Annotated in this window: 15 protein-coding genes; 7 read left to right on the top strand and 8 right to left on the bottom strand. The window is 40.1% G+C overall.

Annotation, left to right across the window (positions count from 1 at the left end; all coding sequences use genetic code 11):
• The first annotated feature begins 14 nt into the window (after positions 1-14).
• The 3 genes from rimO (at position 15) to B3C94_RS03945 (ending at position 6,868) form a co-directional block, all read left to right on the top strand.
• The gene (gene rimO, locus B3C94_RS03955) at positions 15-1,352 is read left to right on the top strand and encodes a 30S ribosomal protein S12 methylthiotransferase RimO (protein WP_293899351.1); all 1,338 of its coding nucleotides are present in this window, start codon (positions 15-17) and stop codon (positions 1,350-1,352) included.
• A 433-nt stretch (positions 1,353-1,785) separates the two neighbouring features.
• Positions 1,786-3,375: a bacillithiol biosynthesis cysteine-adding enzyme BshC gene (gene bshC, locus B3C94_RS03950; RefSeq protein WP_293899349.1), complete on the top strand. Its 1,590-nt coding sequence runs from the start codon at positions 1,786-1,788 to the stop codon at positions 3,373-3,375.
• Positions 3,376-3,682: 307 nt separating this feature from the next.
• Positions 3,683-6,868, top strand: a complete 3,186-nt coding sequence (locus B3C94_RS03945; protein WP_293899347.1) for a TonB-dependent receptor — start codon at positions 3,683-3,685, stop codon at positions 6,866-6,868.
• A 143-nt stretch (positions 6,869-7,011) separates the two neighbouring features.
• Here B3C94_RS03945 and ctlX read toward each other — a convergent pair whose 3' ends face one another.
• Positions 7,012-7,962 (bottom strand): citrulline utilization hydrolase CtlX, encoded by a 951-nt coding sequence (ctlX, locus tag B3C94_RS03940; protein WP_293899345.1) that lies wholly within the window; start codon positions 7,960-7,962, stop codon positions 7,012-7,014.
• Between the two features lie 574 nt (positions 7,963-8,536).
• On the opposite strand from ctlX, the gene gcvP reads away from it, so the two are divergent.
• The 3 genes from gcvP (at position 8,537) to B3C94_RS03925 (ending at position 13,320) form a co-directional block, all read left to right on the top strand.
• Positions 8,537-11,410 carry an aminomethyl-transferring glycine dehydrogenase gene (gcvP, locus tag B3C94_RS03935; RefSeq protein WP_293899343.1) on the top strand — a complete coding sequence of 958 codons (2,874 nt, stop codon included), beginning with the start codon at positions 8,537-8,539 and terminating at the stop codon, positions 11,408-11,410.
• Between the two features lie 225 nt (positions 11,411-11,635).
• Complete coding sequence (locus tag B3C94_RS03930) at positions 11,636-12,292, top strand: hypothetical protein (protein ID WP_293899341.1); 657 nt, start codon at positions 11,636-11,638, stop codon at positions 12,290-12,292.
• Between the two features lie 200 nt (positions 12,293-12,492).
• On the top strand, positions 12,493-13,320 hold the full coding sequence (locus tag B3C94_RS03925) for an N-acetylmuramoyl-L-alanine amidase (RefSeq protein WP_293899339.1): 828 nt from the start codon (positions 12,493-12,495) through the stop codon (positions 13,318-13,320).
• Between the two features lie 77 nt (positions 13,321-13,397).
• Here B3C94_RS03925 and idi read toward each other — a convergent pair whose 3' ends face one another.
• From idi to B3C94_RS03890, 7 genes are all read right to left on the bottom strand, one after another.
• Positions 13,398-13,937: an isopentenyl-diphosphate Delta-isomerase gene (idi, locus tag B3C94_RS03920; protein ID WP_293899337.1), complete on the bottom strand. Its 540-nt coding sequence runs from the start codon at positions 13,935-13,937 to the stop codon at positions 13,398-13,400.
• Positions 13,938-14,012: 75 nt separating this feature from the next.
• Positions 14,013-15,326: a nicotinamide mononucleotide adenylyltransferase gene (locus B3C94_RS03915; protein WP_293899335.1), complete on the bottom strand. Its 1,314-nt coding sequence runs from the start codon at positions 15,324-15,326 to the stop codon at positions 14,013-14,015.
• 79 nt (positions 15,327-15,405) lie between these two features.
• Positions 15,406-15,948, bottom strand: coding sequence for an NUDIX hydrolase (locus tag B3C94_RS03910; RefSeq protein ID WP_293899333.1), 543 nt, complete (start codon positions 15,946-15,948; stop codon positions 15,406-15,408).
• On the bottom strand, positions 15,948-17,684 hold the full coding sequence (locus B3C94_RS03905) for a phospho-sugar mutase (RefSeq protein WP_293899331.1): 1,737 nt from the start codon (positions 17,682-17,684) through the stop codon (positions 15,948-15,950). Before B3C94_RS03905 ends, B3C94_RS03910 begins: the two co-directional genes overlap by 1 nt.
• A 27-nt stretch (positions 17,685-17,711) precedes the next feature.
• Positions 17,712-18,395 (bottom strand): hypothetical protein, encoded by a 684-nt coding sequence (locus B3C94_RS03900; RefSeq protein WP_293899328.1) that lies wholly within the window; start codon positions 18,393-18,395, stop codon positions 17,712-17,714.
• Positions 18,396-18,412: 17 nt separating this feature from the next.
• Complete coding sequence (locus B3C94_RS03895; RefSeq protein WP_293899325.1) at positions 18,413-19,177, bottom strand: enoyl-CoA hydratase/isomerase family protein; 765 nt, start codon at positions 19,175-19,177, stop codon at positions 18,413-18,415.
• Between the two features lie 36 nt (positions 19,178-19,213).
• Positions 19,214-21,898, bottom strand: coding sequence for a carboxypeptidase-like regulatory domain-containing protein (locus tag B3C94_RS03890; RefSeq protein WP_293899322.1), 2,685 nt, complete (start codon positions 21,896-21,898; stop codon positions 19,214-19,216).
• 124 nt (positions 21,899-22,022) lie between these two features.
• Here B3C94_RS03890 and purD point away from each other — a divergent pair, with 124 nt between their 5' ends.
• A complete protein-coding gene (gene purD / locus B3C94_RS03885) occupies positions 22,023-23,297 on the top strand; it encodes a phosphoribosylamine--glycine ligase (protein ID WP_293899319.1) in 1,275 nt (424 codons plus the stop codon).
• The last annotated feature ends 17 nt before the right edge of the window (positions 23,298-23,314 follow it).

The following is a 23,314-nucleotide window of genomic DNA, read 5'->3' as shown; positions in this document are numbered from 1 at the left end:
TCCCTTCTAATCATATGAAGACAAAATACACGAAATCAGTCCCTTTGATCAATAAACCACGTGTGAATGTGGTGACCTTGGGCTGTTCGAAAAATATTCACGACAGTGAGGTGCTGATGGGCCAGTTGAAGGGCAATCAGATGGAGGTTGTCCACGAAGCCACAAATATTCAAGAGAATGATATTGTGGTAATTAATACCTGTGGATTTATTGATAATGCGAAACAGGAATCTATTGATGCTATTTTGCAGTATTCAGACTTAAAAGACCAGGGTAAAATCAATAAAGTGATCGTAACAGGTTGTCTTTCGGAGCGTTATAAGCCTGAATTGCAGTCTGAGATTCCCAATGTCGATGCTTATTTCGGTACAAATGATCTGCCGGATCTGTTGTCGTCCATAGGGGCTGATTATAGACATGAATTATTAGGGGAGAGGCTATTGACGACCCCTTCGCATTTTTCTTATTTTAAGATCGCTGAAGGTTGTAACCGTCCTTGTTCATTTTGTGCAATTCCTTTAATGCGTGGCAAACACGTTTCTAAATCCATTGATGATCTTGTCAAAGAGGCTAAATACTTAGCGTCTAATGGGACAAAAGAATTAATTTTAATCGCACAGGATCTAACTTATTACGGTCTCGATATCTACGGAAAACGAAATCTTTCTGATCTGATGCGTCATTTGTCGGATGTCGATGGAATCGAATGGATCCGGCTTCAATATGCATACCCTTCTGGCTTCCCAATGGATATTTTGGATGCAATGAACGAACGTTCGAATATCTGTAATTATTTGGATATGCCATTGCAGCATATTTCTGATCCAATGTTGAAGTCTATGCGAAGAGGCACAACGAAACAGAAACAGATCGATCTTGTCAAAGCGATACGTGATAAAGTTCCGGATATCGCACTGCGAACAACCCTTATTTGTGGGTACCCCGGTGAAACGGAGCAAGACTTCCAGGAAATGTTAGAATGGGTGGAAGAAACCCGTTTTGATCGATTGGGATGCTTTACCTATTCTCATGAAGAAAAAACACATGCGCATTCATTGGAAGATGATGTGCCACAAGAAATAAAAGAAGAGCGTGTAGAAGCGATTATGGAAGTGCAGCAAGGCATTTCTTATGAAATCAATCAGTCAAAAGTGGGTAACACCTATAAAGTATTGGTTGATCGTGTTGACGGTGACTATTTTATTGGCCGTACAGAATATGATTCTCCCGAAGTTGACAATGAAGTATTGATCCCGGCTGCAGATTCTTATGCACGTATCGGTGATTTTGTTCAGGTGAAAATCGATCGCGCTGAAGATTTCGATTTATATGGCGAGATTATAAGAAAATAATAGTATCATTTATAAATGATAAAAAAAGACGGGGTTCCTTATACAGGGAGCTCCGTCTTTTTTTCAGAAAGTGTCTAATTTTATTTGCCAGAAAGAGCCTTCTTTCGCTTTCATTGCTTGTTTGGTATGCGAAGTCATGAAGGCTTGTATGCAATTGTCAGTAAAATGATATAATTTAAAAGCAGGACCAGCTTTTTGTGAAAATTCACTATTTTGCCAAGGCAAAAAACAAATTTGTAACGTATATGCTCTTTAATAGTTATGGTGCCGTGGAAACCAGATTCGCGAAATCCGATGGTTTCATTGGGGTTCCATCACTTTGGATTGATGACATTAAAGGAGGCTGCTGAGTCTGGATGGTCTAACCTATCAAGCCGCTGGAGAGATTTTCGTGATACAATTAAGAATAGACAATGAATAATAATACTTGCAGATGAAAGCAACTTATATAGAATATAGTGAAACAAATAGCTTTTCTAAGACTTTATTGGCCTATCTGGCTCATGATGAAGCCTTAAAACCTTTTGTTGGAAACTGGCCCACCTGGGCCGGCTTTGAAAAGCAGGTAATTGAAAAGAAGCCTTTTGTTCACCGAAAAATTCTTGTGGAGCGGCTTAAAAAGCAATATGCCGAACTATTAAAAGGTTCTCCGGCAGTTGCTGCCAATATAGAGCTGTTGCTGGATCAGAATTCCTATACGATAACCACGGGGCACCAGCTTAATATTTTTACGGGGCCTTTATATTTTATTTTCAAGATTATGACCGCTATACGGCTGTCTGAAGATTTACATGCCAAACATCCTGATAAAAATTTTATTCCCGTGTATTGGATGGCAACCGAGGATCATGATTTTGAGGAAATCAACCATACAAAAGTTTTTGGAAAGAAAATTGGCTGGGATACTCCTGCTGTATCTGCCACAGGACGAATGGATACGGCGACAATTGTTGATGCGGTAAAGCAGTATACAAATATTTTAGGGATATCCGAAAATTCTGCTAGACTTACCCGTATTGTGGAAGAAGCCTATTTAAAGCATGATCGACTGGCGGATGCAACACGGTATATGGTCAATGAACTGTTTAAATCCTATGGTCTTGTGATCATCGATGCGGATGACAGAGAGTTGAAAAATCTTTTCAAACCAATTATTAAAGAAGATATCTTAACTGAAAAAAGCTTTAACGCAATAGAAGCGAGGTCGGAGGAGCTGGAAGCCAACGGTTTCTCTACGCAGGTGCATGCTAGGGAGATCAATTTTTTTTATTTGACAGACGAATTTAGAGAGCGCCTGGTGCTGACCGCTGATGGCCGATACGAAGTATTGCATCAGAATATTTATTTTACCGAAGCAGAGCTAGAGCATGAGATTGAGCGTTATCCGGAGCGTTTCAGCCCTAATGTGGTGATGCGGCCTATGTACCAGGAGATTATACTTCCGAATCTCGCGTACATTGGAGGTGGAGCTGAGATGGTCTATTGGATGCAGCTGAAGTCCAACTTTGACCAATATCACATCGATTTTCCGATTTTGATACCGCGCAATTCTGCGATGATAACCGAGGATAACGTTGCAGCTAAGTTGTTTCGTGTTGACCTTACATTTAAGAGTATCTTCCGGCCAGCAGAGGTACTGAAAAAAGAATATGTTCGGCGCCATACGAAGGAGCGTCTGAATCTCAATGATGAATGGATGGAACTGAATGCTATTTTTGGTAAAATAAGGTTACGAACCCATAAGATCGATCCAAGTTTAGGGCCTAGCACTGAAGCCGTAAAAGCACGTTTAAAGAAAGCGATCAATAATTTGGAGAAAAAGCTGATGAAAGCCGAAAAGCGGAACCATCAACATGCTCTAACGGATATTGATAATGTAAAGGAAAAGCTCTTTCCTGGTGGAGGGCTGCAGGAACGCTCTGAAAATTTCGCTTTACTTTATGTCAAATACGGTGATAACCTCTTTAGAGATCTTTACAAGTACTTTAACCCATTGGATTTTAAGTTTACGATCTTATATTAGAAAGTCAGCTTCGGCTGACTTTTTTGTGAAAGTACTTGATGTTATTGGTCAGAAAGAACCCTCTTCGTTTTCATTTCTATTGCTTTCTGCTATATCATGATTTTTATTTCAGATATCGGTATATTTCTATTCCTATATTAAAATTCTCGTGTTGCACGTTCTGATATCGCCTTATTTTTTCGGGAATAGGTTTCATTTTATTTATATATACGTTGAAATGCTTTGTTTATAATTTCATAATATTTCGTTTAGCTTCTGTTAACAGTTTGGATGTAGTTTTGCTTTCATTATCACAACCAACAACTAAATGAAAGAAATTCTACTTACGACGTGTGCCATTGCATTTGGGACAGGTTTGTACGCCCAAACAACCCAAGCGGGGTTTTCCGGGAAGGTGACGGATGAGAATAACAAAGGAGTTCATGGAGCTTCAATCGAAGTCCGTAATGAATCGACCGGTTTCACAACGAAAACCTCAACCAATGCAAATGGTGACTTTAACTTTAAGGAGTTGCCTTTAGGTGGTCCATATACCGTCAAAGTAACTTATATAGGTTATGGCGAACAAGTTCGTTCGGGATTTAATTTAAATCAGGGTGATATCGTGCGCTTAACCATCCCTATTCAAAATACGTCAAATGTTTTGGAAACCGTTGAATTGATCGGGGTAAGTACGCTAAAGAATAAAATTGAAAATCTAGGTGCTGCAACAGCAGTTACCGCAAAGGATATCGCGAAGTTGCCTGTAAACGGTCGGAATTTTACGTCGTTAATGGATCTTTCCCCTTTAAGTAAAGGAGATAATATTGGCGGCCAGTTGGGCTCTTCTACTAATTTTACGATTGATGGTATGAATGCCAAAAATCCGACTTCTGCAGGTTCGACAACCAGTCGTAGCGGTGCACCTTTCTCCATCTCGATAGAAGCAGTTCGTGAATTTAAAGTGGTCACCAACCAGTATGATGTGACTTACGGAAGAGCAGGCGGCGGAACAGTCAGTGCGGTAACCAAACAAGGAACAAATCAAACGCACGGAAGCGCATGGATTTATTCAAGGGCAGATTGGTTGTCCAGCCCATACGATATCAGAGGTAACAAACGAAGCAATGATTTCTCTACTTATCAATATGGATTTACATTAGGAGGCCCAATTATCAAGGACAAATTACATTATTTTGTGGCCTGGGATCATCAACGTGATGCCCGTCCGCTGATTATTGCGGATATTAATTCGCCAGCAGATGAAAAGCGTTTCAATGTTACACAGTCGACTTTAGACGAGTATATTCGTATAGGGCGTGAAAAATATGGATTGAGCAATGATAGACAGTATGGCTCTTTCGATAAGAAGCGGAATTCTGATGCTATATTTGGCCGTATAGACTGGCAAATTAACGAGAAAAACTTATTGACGATCCGTGACAACTTTACCAGTGACCTCAATAAGCTTGGTCTAGAGGATAATACTGCCATTAATTTATATGAATCATACGGAAACGACAAGAATATTGACAACAGTTTTTTAGCAACTTTACGGACTTCCATTTCTCCAAAACTTACCAATGAACTGAAATTGCAACACTTGTATACTTTTCAAAAAAGTAGTCCTGGAGACATGTTGCCTAGTCAAAATATTCCCCGTGCCATTGTAGAGAATGTGGTGTCTACCATTGATGGAAGTAACTTATCAACGAATATTCAATTAGGCGGCCACCGTTTTGCACAGGAGTCCTTTAAAAATAATGTCGTACAATTAGTCAATAACCTTTATTACAGTACAGACAATATCAATTATACTTTTGGTGTGGATTTGATGTATACACATGCAAATTCGATTTATGGTAGTGAAGTTAACGGACGTTTTCATTTTAGAGACGATGCGACCAATACAGCATTGCAGAATTTTGCAAACTTAAAACCTTATGCATTTTATCGGGAAGTCCCATTAGTGGCAGATCCAACTGTTATCGGGAAGATCTTTAATGCTGGTGCGTATGGACAGTTGCAGACCAAATTGGCAAAAGGATTGGATTTGGTTGCGGGACTACGATTGGATTATGGTCATTATCCAACCTCTCCACTGAATGAAGAATTGCTGAAAGAAGTGGGTGTACGTACAGATCACAAGTTGAAATCCTTCGTTGTACAGCCTCGTTTCCAGATGACTTGGGATGTGAATGAAGAACGAAAAGATTTTTTCCGCGTGGGAGCAGGTATCTTTGCATCTGATATCAATAATTATATGACCATCAATAACCTGACTTTTGATGGGAAACATTTCGCAACGGTGGATGTTCGTGGCAATGATGTACCAACACCTAATTTTGTGGGATACAGAAAAGATCCGTCTACAACACCGACCTTGGAACAGTTTCAAGTGCCTACAATCAATACCTATGGCGCTGACGCTAAAATACCAGTGGTGTACAAGGCCAACGTATCTTACACGCATTTCTTTACAGAAAAGTTAAAAGCGAGCCTTTCAGGGTATATGAATCTAGGACGCAACAACTACATGTATGTTGATCGCAATATGGTTCAAGATCCGATCTTTAGATTGGCGAATGAAGATAACCGCGGGGTATTCGTACCGGCGACGGCTATTGTCAATGGTGTTCCAGATTGGAAACAGGGAAGGATTTCTAATAAGTTTGGCCGTGTCTTAGAATTAAACTCTGAGGGCAAAGTGAATCAATTTGCAGTTGTGCTGGATGCGAGCTATCAATACTACAAAGATGGTTCAATTTCTGTAAGTTACACGTGGAACGATGCGAAGGACAACACATCCTACAATGGAAATGTGGCCAATACAGCAACTTTATCACTTGCTGTAAAAGATGATCCAAGAGATTTGAGCAAGATGAGTTATTCGAATAACCAGTTCCGCAATAAAATCGTTATTTATGGTACGCTACCCACATTTTATGGCGTCAGTATAGGTGTTCGCTATTCAGGAATTGGCGGCACACGTTATAGCTTGTTGGCGGGTGGTAATATTAATGGAGATTTTGTTTCTAATTCGAACGATTTAGCCTTTATTTTTGATCCCAATAGTGCCAGCACACCGAAAGCCCTGGCAGATGCGATGAATGCCTTGCTGGCGAATGGTGAAGCTAGTCAAAGTCTGAAAGATTATATCAAAAAGTATGAAGGTAAGATGGCGGAACGTAATGGCGGGATCAACAGTTTTTATGGTTTGATTGATTTAAGAATAGCGAAGAAATTTAACCTGTACAAGACACACGCGTTGGAGCTTTCGGCCGATGTATTCAATGTGGCCAATCTATTTAAGAAAACTTGGGGAGTCAATGAATCTTTAGGTAATCAATCATTATATGCCGTCTCAAAAACAGCGGCAGCAAATGGAACTCCTGAAATACCAGCATTCGACCCGGTTAAACAGCAGTTTAATTATCGATTGAACAACTCTGGTATCGTGTCACCTTCAGGTAACCCATACCAATTTCAATTGGGATTAAGATATTCGTTCTAATTGCATAAAACGATAGAGAAGATTCCGTTGGACACGGCGAAGCCCCCAAAAGTATTATTTTAGGGGCTTCGTTATTTACAGTCATTAGATCTAAGCTTATGAAGTCTACATGTAATAGCGCTTGTTGGCAGATCTATTGATCGCTATGCAAGAACTTTTTCTTTTGGAAGAAAGACTTCAGCCATCATATGGCGAACACTTCCGCCACCACAGGTCTCAATGACATGGAGATCCTGATGAATGATTTTGCCATGCTTTTCTAATTGAGCCGTTTGATATAAGGTGAGGGAGGATAAGGCCTGATTGCTCAGTACGATAAACCGATTTCCATATTTATTTCTTACCTGTAAGCAGTTTGCCGCGAAAGATTCGAGCTGGTTTTCATTGATTTCAATGATCTCTTTGCCGGTATCTTTTAGGCTCTTTAGCAGGGCTTCAAGTTCCTGCTGATCATCGATTGCCTGGGGGCATAGGATGGCAAAATCTTCACCTGCCGCTAGAACTACGTTAGTATGGTAGATAGGTCTGCGCACTCCATTGACCGTTTGAAAGGCGTGAAATACAACTGGTGTATAGTTTTCCGTTCTACAATATTCATCGAGCATACTTCTGTCCGCTCTTTCGGATAAGGCGCAATAGGCTATACGGTGAGCGCGGTCCAAAACCAGTGCGCCAGTGCCCTCCAAATATTGTTTATTGTTTTCGGCTTCACTTAAATCCTTGGTTAGTTTTACATAATAACCATTCTGTTTTAATGGACCTTCAAAATCCAATAAATGTTCTTTTCGACGATTGGGGGCAAACATGGGATAGAAAATTATTTTTCCATCCTGATGAAAGGAAACAATATTATTGGGAAAAATACTGTCTGGACTTTCTGATTTCTCGTCGTCTTGAATGACGGTCACCAAAATTCCATGTGACTTCAGCTCATTCACTAGCGCGTCGAACTCGCCCTGCGCTTCTTTGTTGACTTCTTCAACACTGAGATTTGCAATGTCCTTTTGGAAGAAGTTGTTGACTGCTGTCTGTTCATTTTTACGGAAGACAGAGGGTCTAACTAAAAGAACACTGTCTGTTACCTGTTTTCTCATGATTTATAATCGTTACTTCGCTGTTTTATATTAGTTAAAAAAGAAATGATATTCGTTTATTGTGATAATTTGCGTTCGTCAAAATAGACACCCTAATCAGATCATCTTTTTTCTTCCAGATTCATGATAATGGAGTATTCCCGGCATATCTGAAATCCATGTCAAAAAAGTGCCCGTACTTAGCAGAAAGTCGCTTTACAATTGGTACATATACTAATTTATTGAAAAATCATGGTCATTACAAAAAAGAATAGGAATATAAAGAAAGAAATGAGTGAGGTAAATAGCAGTTAACAGGGTGTTTTCTTAAAATAGTAGCAGTCGAATGTTTTATTGTTTGTTATATTGATAATGAACAGGCGCTATGTTTGTATTTATTCTAAATCTGATTTGATAAAGACAATCGATTGCATTTCGATAGCTCGGTAAAACTGACTTTTTATACACTTTTTTGCTTCGTTTTCAGTCATTTATTTTGCTATCTTTGCTCATCCAAAAAACGACTGTTTATAAGAGAGTTAATTGCCTAATTATTATGTCGCTAACTGTCTATAAGCGTTAACTTTTTGCACACATGAGCAATATACACTTCCAAGAAAAATTCGAAAGTCGCCACAATGGCCCAAGTCCAGTTGAAGCGAATGAAATGTTGGCTAAATTAGGCGTTTCGTCAATTGACCAACTTATTGACCAAACGGTCCCTTCTCAAATTCGTGCTCCAAAACCTTTAAATCTTCCTAAAGCATTGTCTGAGGTTGCCTATTTAAAGCGTATTGCAGAGATCGCTGAGAAAAATAAAGTTTTTAAATCTTTTATTGGTCAAGGTTACTACGATGTAATCCTTCCGGGTGTAATTCAACGCAATGTATTTGAAAACCCAGGATGGTATACACAGTATACTCCTTATCAGGCGGAGATTGCACAGGGTAGGTTACAAGCTTTATTGAACTTCCAGACTGTAATTTGTGACTTCACTGGTTTAGAAATTGCAAATGCTTCGTTGTTGGATGAGGCTACAGCTGCCGCTGAGGCGATGTTTATGCTTTATTCCGCTCGTAAAAATAAGGATGCGAATGTATTCTTGGTGTCGGAAAATGCCTATAAGCAGACGATCGACGTCTTGAAGACCCGTGCTTTGTCTTTCGGTATCGAATTAAAAATTACAGCCATTGCTGAGTCAGAATTGACAGACGATGTATTTGCGGCATTTGTCCAATATCCGGCGGCTGATGGTTCTATTGTCGATTATCAATCATTTACAGCTACAGCTCACAATAAGAATATTACCGTGTGTGCAGCGGCAGATTTAATGAGTTTGGCGTTATTGACGCCTCCGGGAGAATGGGGAGCAGATGTTGTTGTCGGTAACTCGCAACGTTTTGGTGTACCTATGGGCTTTGGCGGTCCTCACGCAGCATATTTTGCTACACGTGATAGCTTTAAGCGTAGTATCCCAGGTCGTATCATTGGTGTTACTTCCGATTCAAATGGCAAATATGCGTTACGCATGGCTTTGCAGACTCGTGAACAACATATCCGCCGTGATAAAGCCTCTTCAAATATTTGTACTGCACAAGCTCTTTTAGCTATTATGGCTTCTTTCTATGCCGTTTACCACGGACCAGAAGGAATCAAAAATATTGCATCACGTATCAATGCCTTGGCTAACCTGTTAGATCAAGCATTACAGTCATTGGGTTATACGCAGTTAAATGCGGCTTATTTTGATACTTTGCGTGTAGATTTAGGAGCGCATGCGGGTGCTTTGAAGTCAGAAGCATTAAACAACGAATTGAATTTCTATTATAACGGTTCACAAGTTTCAATCGCTATCGACGAAACAACGACATACGAGGATATTAAGACGATCGTTAAGGTATTTGCTAAAATTCAGGGTAAAACATTGAACGATGTGGATTTTGAAGCATTAGAAGAGAATTTAGGTTCTTCAATTCCAGCTGATTTAGCACGGACTTCTGCCTACCTAACACATCCAAACTTTAATAGCTATCACTCTGAACATGAGATGTTACGCTATATCAAATCTTTGGAAGCAAAAGACCTCTCACTTTGTCATTCTATGATTCCATTGGGCTCATGTACAATGAAATTGAATGCTACAGCCGAGATGGTGCCAGTTACTTGGGCGAGATTCGGCGGTTTACACCCTTTTGCTCCTGCAGATCAAACTTCAGGATATATGCAAATGATCGGTGAGCTGAACGATTGGTTATCTGAAATTACTGGTTTTGCGAAGATGAGCTTCCAGCCAAACTCAGGCGCTCAAGGCGAGTATGCTGGTTTGATGGTTATCCGTGCGTATCATGAAAGCCGTGGTGATCATGGACGTAACATTTGTTTGATTCCTGCTTCTGCACACGGGACAAACCCTGCTTCAGCTTCGATGGCTGGACTTAAGGTTGTTGTTGTAAAATGTGATGAATTAGGAAATATCGATATTCCAGATTTAAGAGCTAAAGCGACAGAACATGCAGCTAACTTAAATTCCCTCATGGTGACTTACCCATCTACACACGGTGTTTTTGAAGAGTCTATCATTGAGGTATGTGAAATTATCCATGCAAATGGTGGTCAGGTGTATATGGACGGAGCGAATATGAATGCACAGGTTGGATTGACAAGCCCTGGTCATATTGGTGCTGACGTATGTCACTTGAATTTACATAAAACATTCTGTATTCCTCACGGTGGTGGAGGTCCAGGTATGGGACCTATCGGTGTTGCAAAACACTTAGTTCCTTTCTTACCTAACCACGAAGTGGTTTCAACTTCTGGTGAAGAGGGTATCTCTGCTGTTTCTGCAGCTCCATTTGGTTCAGCATCGATCTTGCTTATTTCTCATGCTTACATTTCCATGATGGGCGGAGAAGGTCTGACAAATGCGACAAGAACAGCGATATTAAATGCAAACTATATTAAAGCACGTTTGGAGAATGCCTATCCGGTACTATATTCGGGTACAAACGGACGTTGTGCGCACGAAATGATCTTGGATTGCCGTGGATTCAAAAACTTTGGTATTGAGGTTGCGGATATTGCAAAACGCCTAATGGACTATGGTTTCCACGCGCCAACAGTTTCTTTCCCTGTTGCAGGAACGTTAATGGTTGAACCGACTGAATCTGAGTCTAAAGCCGAGCTTGATCGTTTCTGTGATGCGTTAGTGGCTATCCGTGAAGAGATTGCTGCAGTTGAAGCGGGAGATGTGGATCAAGCAAACAATGTATTGAAACATGCCCCACATACAGCGTCTGTGGTTACTGCTGATGAGTGGGATAGACCATATAGCCGCCAAACAGCTGCATATCCATTAGAATATGTAAGAGATCGTAAATTCTGGCCTTCAGTTGGCCGTGTGAACGATTCGCAAGGTGACCGTACCTTGATTTGTTCATGCCCTTCTATTGAAGAGTACGCCGAAGCATAATTCCGGTATAATATAACTGAAAAGCCCCTATGAAATAGTAGGGGCTTTTTTATGGAGTGTCCTGTCTAGGTCTGTTTAATCCTATTGGCTTATTTAAATTATTTAGTCTCATTGGCATCGATGTTAATATGGATTTGTGTGAGTAATGAGTTATCCATTTATTTTAAAACGTGCATCGTTTATATTATTTTTATCTTTCTAACGTTTTATCTAAAAATGATAATTATGAAAAGACAATTCAACGTGTTGCCTATTCTTTTAGGTGTAGGTATTTTGGTCGCGAGTTGTGGTAACAGTAAATCCGGTGATGGGGCGGAAAGTGATAAAGAACAAGAGACTGGAATCTCCGACGTGGTCAAGAGCGTATCCAATTTAGACAATCTAAATGATGGCGCTAAGAAATTGGAGGAATTACAAGCCAAATTGAAGCCCGAAAAACCACTGAGTTCAGATGAATTAAAAGCTTTTTTACCTGAAAGTTTAGATGGCTTGAAAAGAACATCGTATTCTGCTGGATCGGTATATGGTGCGGGTGTAATATCCGGGGAAGCAACCTATTCAGCCGATTCCCAAAAAGATATCAAAGTCAGTGTCCTTGACGGTGCCGGAGAAACGGCTTCTGCTATTGTAGGTTTAGCGCAAATGGGATTTATGATGGATTCGGAGAAGATCACGGATAACGAAACCGAGAAAACGGGTGAGTTCGAAGGAAAACGAGCAAAAACAACCGATACTAAGGGAGTGGAAGGCTCTGTGTCAAAAAGTTCCGAAATCAGTTATCTGGAAAAAGACCGCTATCTGATTACCGTAAGAGGGAACGGATATAGTTTGGATGAATTGAAAGGATTTTTGGGTAAATTGAATGTCAGTGCATTAAAATAATATAAAGATAATTTACAGCATTTACACAGAACACTTACTTATAATAGAATGAAAGCCCAAGCACATGTTTGGGCTTCTTGTATAAAATGTGAGCTGTGAGTCCACATCAGCCCTCGGATGGTGCTTGAGGAAAGAGGCGGAACTGATTAAATTTGCTTTTGTTGGCAAATTTGCCTTAGTTTGCGTTGAAACATTTCGTTATGAAAATAGTAAAATTATCAATCAATCTTTTTGTCGCGACAGCATTGCTTGCGTCCTGTGCAGGTGGAAAATATGCGAAGACCGAGAAAGTATATAAGAAACAAGCAAAGGAGTTTTCAAAGTTGTATAAACAATCGCCCGTTACAGGACAATTGGAAAAAGTGAACGTCAACGATCAACAATGGATTGCGTCCATTAATTTTGGAATACGTAAACCCAATTTTGTCGTTATTCATCATACAGCACAAGATTCTCTGGGTCAGACAATTCGCACCTTTCATTCTGCGAAAGCGGGTGTAAGTTCTCATTACGTGGTAGGTAGAGATGGAAAGGTTGTCCAAATGGTCAATGACCTCTATCGTGCCCATCATGCAGGTTTGGGAAAATGGGGTAATGATACGGATCTGAATTCTTCTTCTATTGGTATTGAATTGGACAATAATGGCACCACCGATCCATGGACGGATGCGCAGATAAATGCGTTAGTGCAACTGTTGACGTATTTAAAAAATACCTATAAAATTCCTCAGGCAAATTTCATCGGTCATATGGATCTGGCGCCAACCCGAAAAAATGATCCTTCGCGTTTTCCTTGGAAGAAGTTAGCCGATCAAGGATTTGGTTTTTGGTATGATGACTATTTAGAAACCCCACCAGCAGACTTTAATCCAAAAATGGCATTACGTATTATAGGCTATGATGTAAGTAATCTAGATGCGGCAATAAAAGCGTTTAAGATTCACTATATTCAACAGGATGTCAATACGGCATTCCTGGGGGAAAATGACCTCAAGGTTTTATATTCCATCTATAAGAAATTCTTATAATGGCCAGCTAAGCAGAAGGGCATAAAAAAGGAGCCTGCTTTTTGAAAAGCAGGCTCCTTTTTTATCGTTTAGGACCATTATAATTTGTCTTTATAGTCACTAAAGTATGTGGCAAAAGCGCGCTGATAGATCATTTTGAACCAAGGGGTGAATTGCTCAGGTGAACGTTTTATTTCATCTTGAATTTCCTGTTGACCCTTGTATATTGTTGCAGCAACTTCTTCTGGATTAATTTCCGGAGTTCCATTAAATTTTCCAATTAAGACATAATCGAACTCATGTTCTGTAAGTCCGTTGTCAAATGAGGCTTTATAGATAAATGAGAAAGCTTCATGGAGATCAGTTGATGGAATCCCCAACTCTTCTATTAAGCGCCTTTTGGCGGCTTCTACATTACCTTCTCCCAATCGTTGATGGGAGCAGCAGCTATTGGTCCAAAGCCCCCCACAGTGGTATTTATTCCATGCTCTTTGCTGTAGGAGTAATTCATCTCGGTCATTGAACAAAAATACACTAAAAGCACGATGCAATAGACCCTTTTCATGGGCTTCATATTTCTCCATGCTACCGATCATTGTATCGTTTTCGTCCACCAGTATTACATCTTCTTGCTTCATAAGGCCTAAAAATAAATATAGCCCAATTTAACGAAATTGGGCTATATAACGAATTAAAATTTAAAGACAATATGCTTATACGGTTTTTACAAATTTCTCGTCGTAATTTTCAATATCTATGATATAGCCATTTTTAATTAAGAATTCAAAAAGTGGTTTGGCTTCTTCAGAAACAGGCATATTATGGGTTGTGATAATCTTATTTTCTTTTTTCAATAGATACGGATAGGCGTAGAGCTTCACATTTTTATTGAACATTCCCGAGATATAGGAAAGAAGTTCATTGGTGTATAGTTCCTTATTATAATTATCCGAATTGAAAATGTTTTTTAAATTATAAACGTTTGTTGCAATACCGATATTTTTCGGCTTAAAGTTGCTGATAAATTCCGCTAAATGATTGTTTCTTCTAAAGTTGCTGACGATAATATTATTGCCTGTGGCGCAGAGTTCGTCTGCTCTAGAGGCAAATTCCTGAAGATCCTCAGCGGTAATTTCATGGGTGTCCTCCAGAACATTTCCCATTAAGACCTCAATCAATACAATGGTATCTGCATCTGTCGCTCCCGTATTTTTCTTGAATTGTTCAACGGCAAGATTGAATAGGTCAAAGTTTGGAAGGGATTTCTGACGGTATTTGGTACGTAGCAGAATGATGTTCTTTTTGTATAAATAATCCTTGATTTGGACCGCTTTGCCATCAGGTTGGAATAGTGCTGCTTTAGCAAATCCTTTTGCAATCAGGTATAAATTGATCAGGCGTTGGTTGACGTTTTCAAATAAAGGACCGTTTAGCTTAATCAGGTCAATTTCTACAGATCCGACGGAAAGGTTGTCGACCAAGGATTCGATCATCGTCTGTACATTGTCCGCATAATAGTAAGCCGCAAACAATAAATTTACACCAATGATCCCCAAGACCTTTTGCTGCAATTGATTGTCACTGTCTAGCAGCCTTATGTGGACAATAATATCATTTGTAGGGCCTCCGACTTCATGTTGGAAGCGAAGTCCGATCCAGCCGTGCGGTTCATTTGTCTTGGTGAAATTAAGAGTTGTTACCGTGTCTGCAAAGGCAAAGAATTTTTTGTTGCAATATTTGTCTCCATGAAGTCGTTGAGTAAGGAGATCGAATTCATGGGAGAGCATTTTCTTTAGGCGTGTCCTGCTGACGTACCGGCCATCTGCTTCTTCGCCATAAATTGCATCACTGAAAGCCATGTCGTATGCGGACATTGTTTTAGCAATTGTGCCTGATGCAGCTCCTGCGTTGAAAAAGTTACGTGCGACTTCCTGTCCAGCACCGATCTCTGCAAAGGTTCCATAAATCTCTGGGTTTAGATTTATTTTCAGGGCCTTTCGCTTGGTTTCAAAAATTTCTCTTGCCATGATGCAAAGGTACAAAAATCAAAAGGCTAGTGAAAATTAAAAGTATGAATGAAAAAAACAGAATAAAATTAGGCTTGTTTTATAACAAGCCTAATTTGTTGAAAGCATAGAAGAGCGCACTGGCATGTAAGGCCTGACTAAATTGGTTGTCCAGCAACATGTTTTTTGCTTCTTCAAGCGGGATCAGATAAACATCGATTTCTTCGTGTTCATCCAATGACTGTTCCTGAACTTTTTTACCTCCCGTCATGAGATAGGTATAAGTGATATTACCACTTGTTGCCGGATTAGCATAAAGCGAAGCAATCTCTTCAATCTGTTCAAATTGATAGCCTGTTTCTTCGAGCATTTCACGCACGGCAGCATGTTTGGGATCTTCTCCGGGCTCTGTTGTCCCTGCAGGAATTTCCAGTGAAATAATGCCCGCCCCATGGCGGTATTGTTTAATGACCAAAAGCTCGTTATGTTCAGTAATCCCGACCATATTTACCCAGTCTGGATATTCGAGTACGTAATAATGGTCATTGATCCGCCCATCTGGAAGTTCACAAGTATCTCTGCGCAGTGTAGCCCAGGGCTCTTTACAGATATATGCTGAGGATAAGAGTTTCCACTTTTCCATTAGCCTACAATGTCTTTCATCATGCGATCTACCTTCGCTTCCAGAACATTTTGCAAATTGAGGTAATCGGCGGTATCGTGCAAGCTTTCTTTGACTGAACAGTAGAATTTGATCTTGGGTTCTGTTCCCGAAGGACGGGCAGAAATCACATCGCCATCGACTGTTATAAATTGTAAGACATCGGATTTAGGCAGAGAAATTGCTTTTCGCTCTCCTGAACTCATATCTGTTGTCTGTGAAAGCTGATAATCCCGGATTTCGCGGACTTTTATTCCACCGAGTGTAGTCGGTAGATTATGACGTAAGCCGGCCATCATCGCCTGAATTTCTTCGGCTCCTGCCTTTCCTTTTTTTGTCAAAGAGATCAGTTTTTCCTGGTAGCAGCCGAATTCTTTATAGATATCCAATAGGACTTCGTAGACAGTTTTGCCTTTCGATTTGAAATATGCTGTCATTTCGGCCAAGAAAGCACAGGAGTTCGGTGCATCTTTGTCCCGTACGAGATCACCGACCAAGAAACCATAACTTTCCTCACCGCCAACCAGATATTGTGCAGAATCGCCTAAATTGGTGATCAATTCACCAATATATTTGAATCCGGTAAGCGTTTCGTAGTGTTTTACGCCATAGTGATCTGCTATATCAGCTTGCAAGTTACTCGTTACGATAGTCTTTACAATATAAGGGTTTGCCCCCAGCTGTTTTAGATCACTTTTTGCACTGAGGACGTAGTATACCAGTAAACTACCGATCTGATTACCATTGAGCAGCTGAAACTGTCCCTTATTATTTTTTACAGCAATCCCTACGCGATCGGCATCGGGATCTGTCGCCAACACAAGGTCGGCATCGATTTCCTCCCCTTTTTTCTTGGCTAGGGCCATGGCGTCTTCCTCTTCGGGATTTGGATAGATTACCGTTGGAAAGTTGCCATCTGGTGTAGCCTGTTCACCAACAACTGATACATTTTCAAATCCCCAAGCAGCCAGCATTTTAGGGACGATTGTAATTCCAGTACCATGTATCGGAGAGAAAACGATCTTTAGATCTTTTTGCGCCAGTACAGCTTCCGGGTGAATACTCAACGTTTTATTGGCATCGATGTAGATCTGATCAATTTCATCCCCCACAGGAAGGATATTATGTGTATTTCCCTCAAATTTAATGTCGTCAACCGACGTGATGGCATTCACTTCATCGATGACATTTTTATCATGTGGAGCAGTTAGCTGGCAACCATCGTTCCAATAAGCTTTATAACCATTATATTCTTTTGGATTATGTGAAGCTGTTAGCATAACGCCACTTTGGCAACCGAAATGGCGGATGGCAAAGGACAGCACAGGGGTAGGCCGCAATTCATTGAAGAGATGGACTTTAATTCCGTTGGCGGCAAACACTTCGGCTACGAGCTGACCAAAAGCCTGTGAATTATTACGGCTATCGTAAGATACAGCTACTTTAATTTCCTGATCTGGAAATTGATTCTTGAGATAGTTCGATAAACCCTGAGTAGCTTTGCCGATTGTATATTTATTCATACGATTGGAGCCCACTCCCATAATGCCTCTTAAGCCGCCGGTTCCAAATTCAAGATCTCTGTAAAAAGAGTCTGTCAATTCTGTCACCTCATTATTATCGATTAAATCCTGAACCGCTTTCCGGGTTCCTTCATCATAACTTGGGGTTAACCAATCTTCGATTTTCTTTTGTATGTCTTTATCTAAATTTTCCATTATCTAAGTTTGGCTAAAATGTAAAAATTATGCGTCACAACCGCCATATGCCCGGTCTACGACTGTAATATACCATTTTTCTCCTTCTTTTGTGACATGAAACACAAATGGTTCTTCACTCTCATTGGAGGTCATGATGGCTCTGTAGCTTCTGGCTTCTAAATTTCTTAGCTGCTGAAGCTCTGTGTTGCTGATTTTGGCATCAAGAATTTCATTCATGAACTTTGCGGTTTGCGAAAGTTCATTCGGGCGGGATTTTTTATCGTAATAGAATCCGAGTTTATCCCATTTCATGGTACCGCAATCAAAAATAGGCAGTTTTCCTGACTTTAACGGTCCCTTGTACGTGAGCTTTTCATAAGAGTGATATTCAGGTATAGGTTTAGAAAAATTAAAACTATTTTGATGTACATAAGAGTCTAGTGCTCCGGGACGATAGATGATATAGATTCCTAATTTGGGATGTATATAGTTATTGATTGTTTTACTATCCTGATCCGAATAGGCTTTAGCAAGTTTTTCCAGAACCTCTTCTAGCGTTTCGCTGTCTTCTTTCTTTACCGTCTTTTCAATGGTGTCACGTTTGCTCACAGTGTCTGCGGGAATGGAATCCTGAAGAACCTTTACCGCCTTATCTTCTTTTTTGTTATTTCTGCAGGAGATAGTGCTTACTGTGAGACAAATAAGAATAAAGAAAAAGAGATTTCTCATGATGCTTTTGTTTTATATTACTTCTTTGAGGTCAAATTCTCAATGATTGATTTTAAAATAGAGCGTGTTGACGGAAGCCACCATTGTTCGAGGATGCGCTGGATTGTCTCTTCTCTATTTTCCCGCAATTTAAGGATTATTTCCTTTCGGAAGTTCAATTTCGACGTTTGCCAGGTTTTTTGATTAAACTGGGTGATCTGTTTTAGTTTTTTTGTTGCGCTGTTGAAAAGTACATTTGCGGGTACAATTTCATCGACAAGACCCTGTGTTTTCGCCTCTATCGGAGACAGCAGTTTTCCTTCAAGCAAATTCTGATAAGCATTTCTGTTACCGATCCAGAAGGCATAAAGCTGAAATATACTTTCGGGTACAATAAGCCCAACGGGAATTTCATTAAGACCAATCACAAAATTCCCTTCAGCCATAATTCGATAATCACAACAGAGCGCTAACACACAGCCCCCCGCGGGGCTATGGCCCGATATGGCTGCAATTAATGGTTTTGGGAAAGCTGCGAGCAAAGAGGTTGCCTCTAAGAATAAATTCCAGAATTCCCTCATTTGTTCTTCATCGTATTGGAACAAAGTGATGAGATCAAGTCCCGCACTGAAGAAATTTTCCTTACCGATCAAGATGGCTCCATGAATAGTCTCATTTTGCAGAGAAGATTCCAAGATACTGATGAGCTCTTTCAATAATTGAGTATCGATGGCGTTTGACTTTCCTCTATCGAGGAAGATACTTAAAATATGATCCTCTATTTGGGTGTTTATATGCTCCATAACATTGTATTTAAGTATAACGATTTGTTTACGCTGCTATTGTGGTTTTACTTCTATTAAATATTCAAGATGGGCAATTCTACCATCCATGCTTATTCCTTCAACGATTAGTTTGTAGGTTCCGGGTTCGTCCGAGGTAAAGAATTCGAAATGTGTTTTCCCATCTTTTGGCGTGATCAGATTCGGCTCCCAGGCGATTGTTGTCCGTAAATCACGGCTAAGTTCCTTTTGAATTTTTGCGTCGTATTGAGGTTTGAAAAAGGTTCGGGACACATATAGCCCTTTTGGAGTGATCGTTAGAATTCCTGTAGGGGTATAGGATGAGGAGATGGCATCTCCCGATTTGCTGGTAATGACGATTACACCATTGCCACCATACATGCCATATATAGCTGTATTGCCTGCGCTGCGGAGAACTTCAATACTAGAAATATCCGCAACATTAATCATATTTATTTGTTCGGCTTCAATATACATTCCATCAAGGACAATTTGCATAGGACTGCCGCCGTTTAATCCGACGGACCTTGTACTATAAGGGACCCCATTCCGAAAAATGACCCCCACTAACCTGCCAGCAAGGCACTGTTCTAAAGTTGTGCAGGTTGAGAGGTCCTCGGCAGAGATGACTTGATCTGCATTTCCGGGGCCATTGAGGTTTCTGGAGTTCTTATCAGCTTTATTTGCCCTTACCCGATTGACCTGTACTTCTTCCAATTGGATACTTTTTTGAATAATACCAGCCGCTTCCAGTTCTCCAAGGAATTGTTGGCTATTTTTCAGTTGTGTAAGCAGCGTGGTATTGATGTCGTTAAGCAACAAAGGTTGATCTTTACTCGTATTTGGAGGCGGGGTGAGCGGATTGTCGATAACAATGTCAACTCTTTTTTTCTCTTTAGGGCCATCACCAGTCACAATAAACTTAACACTGTCTGCAAATAAAAGTTCATCAAATGCAAATCGACCATTATTATCTGTTAGTGTATCGACACTCAGTAACATGTTGCTCGTCGGTATTAGCGTTACTTTGGCATTTGGAACTACGGTCTTTCGGGCCGTTTTCTTGATGGTCCCAGCTATGGTAAGTCCCTTTTCAGGACGGAACGCAGCGGTTGATGTACTTGTATAATTCTTCCAGTCCAATTTGCGCCAACCTTGGATGAGCATGAGGTTGTCCAGTTCTGTCAGTTTGATGTTTGTTAAATCCGCAAAGTAATAATTGGGACGTTCAATAAAGCCACGAAGATCAGATTTCAATAGAAGCTCCGAGACAATAGATGAATAATAGCGATCTGTCGTAGAATCAACCTTGCTGAAGTTTACTACTGACGCAGAGAGCGCAGCAAACCTCGTGGTGTCGCTATCTTCATATTTAACAGAAAGATCCGCAACCACTTTATCACGTGTTGTGAAGCTGGATTTGTTGAGTTCTACGGAGACAGGAAGTAAAGTCGATGGCGTGTTGTAGTTAAACACCAATCTTTCCACAATAGGAATCATTTGTTCTGTTAAGATGGACAGCTGTAAAACTCCAGATGGCAGATTTTTTTTTGGAATATTGAATAAGATGTCCGTTCCATTTAATTTCTGCTTAGCAGCATGAAGTACAAGGCCATTGTATTGGGCTATTAGATAAATATCTTTGCCATTGACCAAGTCTGCAGTGGCGGAAAGTTGCGCTGCAATCTTATCCTTTAGTACCGAATTTACTGTCAGAACATATCCCGAATTCTGTACAGGCGGTAAAGACGCACTCGTTGACGATCCATCTTCAAAAAGGGCTGTTGCAACGTATTTTTTTCCCGTTTGTAGGACGAGTGGTATACTTCCCATTCCCAGTGAATTTGTTTCAAAATCTGCAACAGTTGTTTGATTTTCCTCTACTACTTTTATTTTTGCTTTTTTTCCCAAGCCGTTAGGCGTTAGGGTTTTGAACCCCGTTTTGGATAATATGTTGTTGACCAGTTCCCCGCTTTCGGGAAAGATTTGGATGCTATTTTGATTATTTGGATCAGGGATAATAAAACTTTTTAGAATACGTCTTTTATCCAAAGAAAGAAATTGTAAAGACAGCGTCCCTCCTTTAAAGTCATCTTTTAATTCCAGCGCTATTGTTCCATTATCATTCGATTTTAATCGGCCGGATTTCTCTTTATTGTTGTTCGGTTGTAGGGTATAACTGATGCTGTTATTAATCAGCGGGGCCCCCTGAATGGTTTTAAGATTGATCTGGAACATGTTTTCTGTTCCGTTTTTGACAAGTTCACTTCTCGTTATGATATTATCAGATCGACCATTTGTAATGGGAATTACACGTTCATAGAAATTGGCTATAGAGTCATTCTGCATCCAGCGGGTAAATGATCTAACACGGTAGGATCCTTCTTCCAAGGTATCCGGCAGATTGAAGTCACCTATACCTAGACCGAGTGTAATGGGAATTTTGATACTTTTAATGACCTTATTGGTTGGAGAAATCAATTCTACATTAGCAATTTTACTGATGTTGCTTAAATAATTAAAAGGGGCGGTTGTACAGTAAAGTTTAAACCACATGGTTTCTCCAGCCGAATAATCATTTTTATCCAAATGGAGATAGATTTTTTCCTTGACGTGCTGTTCATGATAAGTATCCAGTATCTTCAACGCCTGATCGATCTGGGCCGACGCCAAAAAGGAGAATAGGAGGCAGTTTATTAACAGCAGTATTTTAGCGTACATATGACTAATGTTTTATGAAAATTAGAAAATATTTTTCCTTTAATCAATTTATAAATCAAAATATTAGTCTCATTTTAAACGATCTTTTACCTTAAAATTAGCATAAAAAAAATATCTTTGTGTTATGAATATCCTAATAATCGGTTCCGGAGGCCGTGAATCAGCCTTCGCCTATAAGTTGTCGAAAAGTCCACGTTTAGATCAATTGTTTATTGCTCCAGGAAATGCTGGAACGGGAGTATATGGTCAGAATGTCAATATTAAAGTGACTGATTTTGCTGCTATCGCCACATTCGTTTTGGAAAATAACGTGCAAATGGTCCTGGTAGGCCCAGAGGAACCTTTGGTAAAAGGTATTCATGATTACTTCTTAAATCGGGAAGATTTAAAGCATATCCCCGTAATAGGGCCACAACAAGAGGGCGCTCAATTGGAGGGCTCAAAAGATTTTTCAAAACAATTTATGGATCGCCATGGCGTACCTACCGCAGCATCGAGATCGTTTGATGTGAGCTCTCTGGAAGATGGATTGGCTTACCTTGAAACCCAAAAATTGCCGATCGTGCTTAAAGCCGATGGTTTAGCGGCAGGTAAAGGGGTATTGATCTGCGAGACATTAGCGGATGCTAAGACTGAGCTAAAGGCGATGATCGCAGATTCCAAATTTGGAGAAGCGAGCCGGGTTGTGGTTGTTGAAGAATTTTTAAAAGGAATTGAATTATCTGTTTTTGTTTTGACAGATGGCAATTCATATAAAGTACTTCCTTCTGCCAAAGATTATAAACGCATCGGAGAAGGCGATACAGGGCTCAATACAGGTGGTATGGGATCGATATCTCCAGTGCCTTTTGCTGATGAGACATTTTTAAATAAAGTAGAAGAGCGTATTATCAGACCAACGGTTGAAGGACTGAAAAAGGATGGTATCCCCTATAAAGGATTTATTTTTATAGGTTTGATGAATGTGGAAGGAGAACCTTATGTCATCGAATATAATGTCCGTATGGGAGATCCGGAGACTGAATCTGTATTGCCACGAATTGAATCGGATTTATTGGATTTACTGGAGGGTGTGGCTCAGGGCAATTTGGAACAACGTTCGTATACGGTATCTTCTAAGACTGCTGTTACTGTCATGTTGGTTGCCGGAGGTTATCCTGGAGATTATGAATCTGGAAAAGAGATCGCCAATATTGAAAACGTGAAAGAATCCATCGTATTTCAGGCGGGTACGAAGGAGGTCGATGGTAAGATTGTGACTGCAGGAGGACGCGTAATTGCTGTGACGACATTGCAAGATACGTTGTTCGATGCCCTTCAACAGGCAACAGCAGATGCCGGAAGAATATATTTTGAAGGTAAATACTTTAGAAGAGATATCGGTTTCGACCTTATTTAAAAAATATTTAAAATTAT

It is taken from the genome of Sphingobacterium sp. UBA5670, from assembly GCF_002420705.1.
GTDB lineage: Bacteria > Bacteroidota > Bacteroidia > Sphingobacteriales > Sphingobacteriaceae > Sphingobacterium.
The sequence above is the reverse complement of the archived record's forward strand: the minus strand, read 5'-3'. Positions and strand labels throughout refer to the sequence as shown.

Excerpts from the sequence above, each read along its gene's own strand:
- gcvP (WP_293899343.1), top strand. The coding sequence starts at position 8,537 with ATGAGCAATATACACTTCCAAGAAAAATTCGAAAGTCGCCACAATGGC.
- B3C94_RS03915 (WP_293899335.1), bottom strand. The coding sequence starts at position 15,326 with ATGGCAAGAGAAATTTTTGAAACCAAGCGAAAGGCCCTGAAAATAAAT.
- B3C94_RS03930 (WP_293899341.1), top strand. The coding sequence starts at position 11,636 with ATGAAAAGACAATTCAACGTGTTGCCTATTCTTTTAGGTGTAGGTATT.
- B3C94_RS03900 (WP_293899328.1), bottom strand. The coding sequence starts at position 18,395 with ATGAGAAATCTCTTTTTCTTTATTCTTATTTGTCTCACAGTAAGCACT.
- purD (WP_293899319.1), top strand. The coding sequence starts at position 22,023 with ATGAATATCCTAATAATCGGTTCCGGAGGCCGTGAATCAGCCTTCGCC.
- B3C94_RS03905 (WP_293899331.1), bottom strand. The coding sequence starts at position 17,684 with ATGGAAAATTTAGATAAAGACATACAAAAGAAAATCGAAGATTGGTTA.
- B3C94_RS03910 (WP_293899333.1), bottom strand. The coding sequence starts at position 15,948 with ATGGAAAAGTGGAAACTCTTATCCTCAGCATATATCTGTAAAGAGCCC.
- B3C94_RS03895 (WP_293899325.1), bottom strand. The coding sequence starts at position 19,177 with ATGGAGCATATAAACACCCAAATAGAGGATCATATTTTAAGTATCTTC.
- bshC (WP_293899349.1), top strand. The coding sequence starts at position 1,786 with ATGAAAGCAACTTATATAGAATATAGTGAAACAAATAGCTTTTCTAAG.
- rimO (WP_293899351.1), top strand. The coding sequence starts at position 15 with ATGAAGACAAAATACACGAAATCAGTCCCTTTGATCAATAAACCACGT.
- B3C94_RS03890 (WP_293899322.1), bottom strand. The coding sequence starts at position 21,898 with ATGTACGCTAAAATACTGCTGTTAATAAACTGCCTCCTATTCTCCTTT.
- idi (WP_293899337.1), bottom strand. The coding sequence starts at position 13,937 with ATGAAGCAAGAAGATGTAATACTGGTGGACGAAAACGATACAATGATC.
- B3C94_RS03925 (WP_293899339.1), top strand. The coding sequence starts at position 12,493 with ATGAAAATAGTAAAATTATCAATCAATCTTTTTGTCGCGACAGCATTG.
- ctlX (WP_293899345.1), bottom strand. The coding sequence starts at position 7,962 with ATGAGAAAACAGGTAACAGACAGTGTTCTTTTAGTTAGACCCTCTGTC.
- B3C94_RS03945 (WP_293899347.1), top strand. The coding sequence starts at position 3,683 with ATGAAAGAAATTCTACTTACGACGTGTGCCATTGCATTTGGGACAGGT.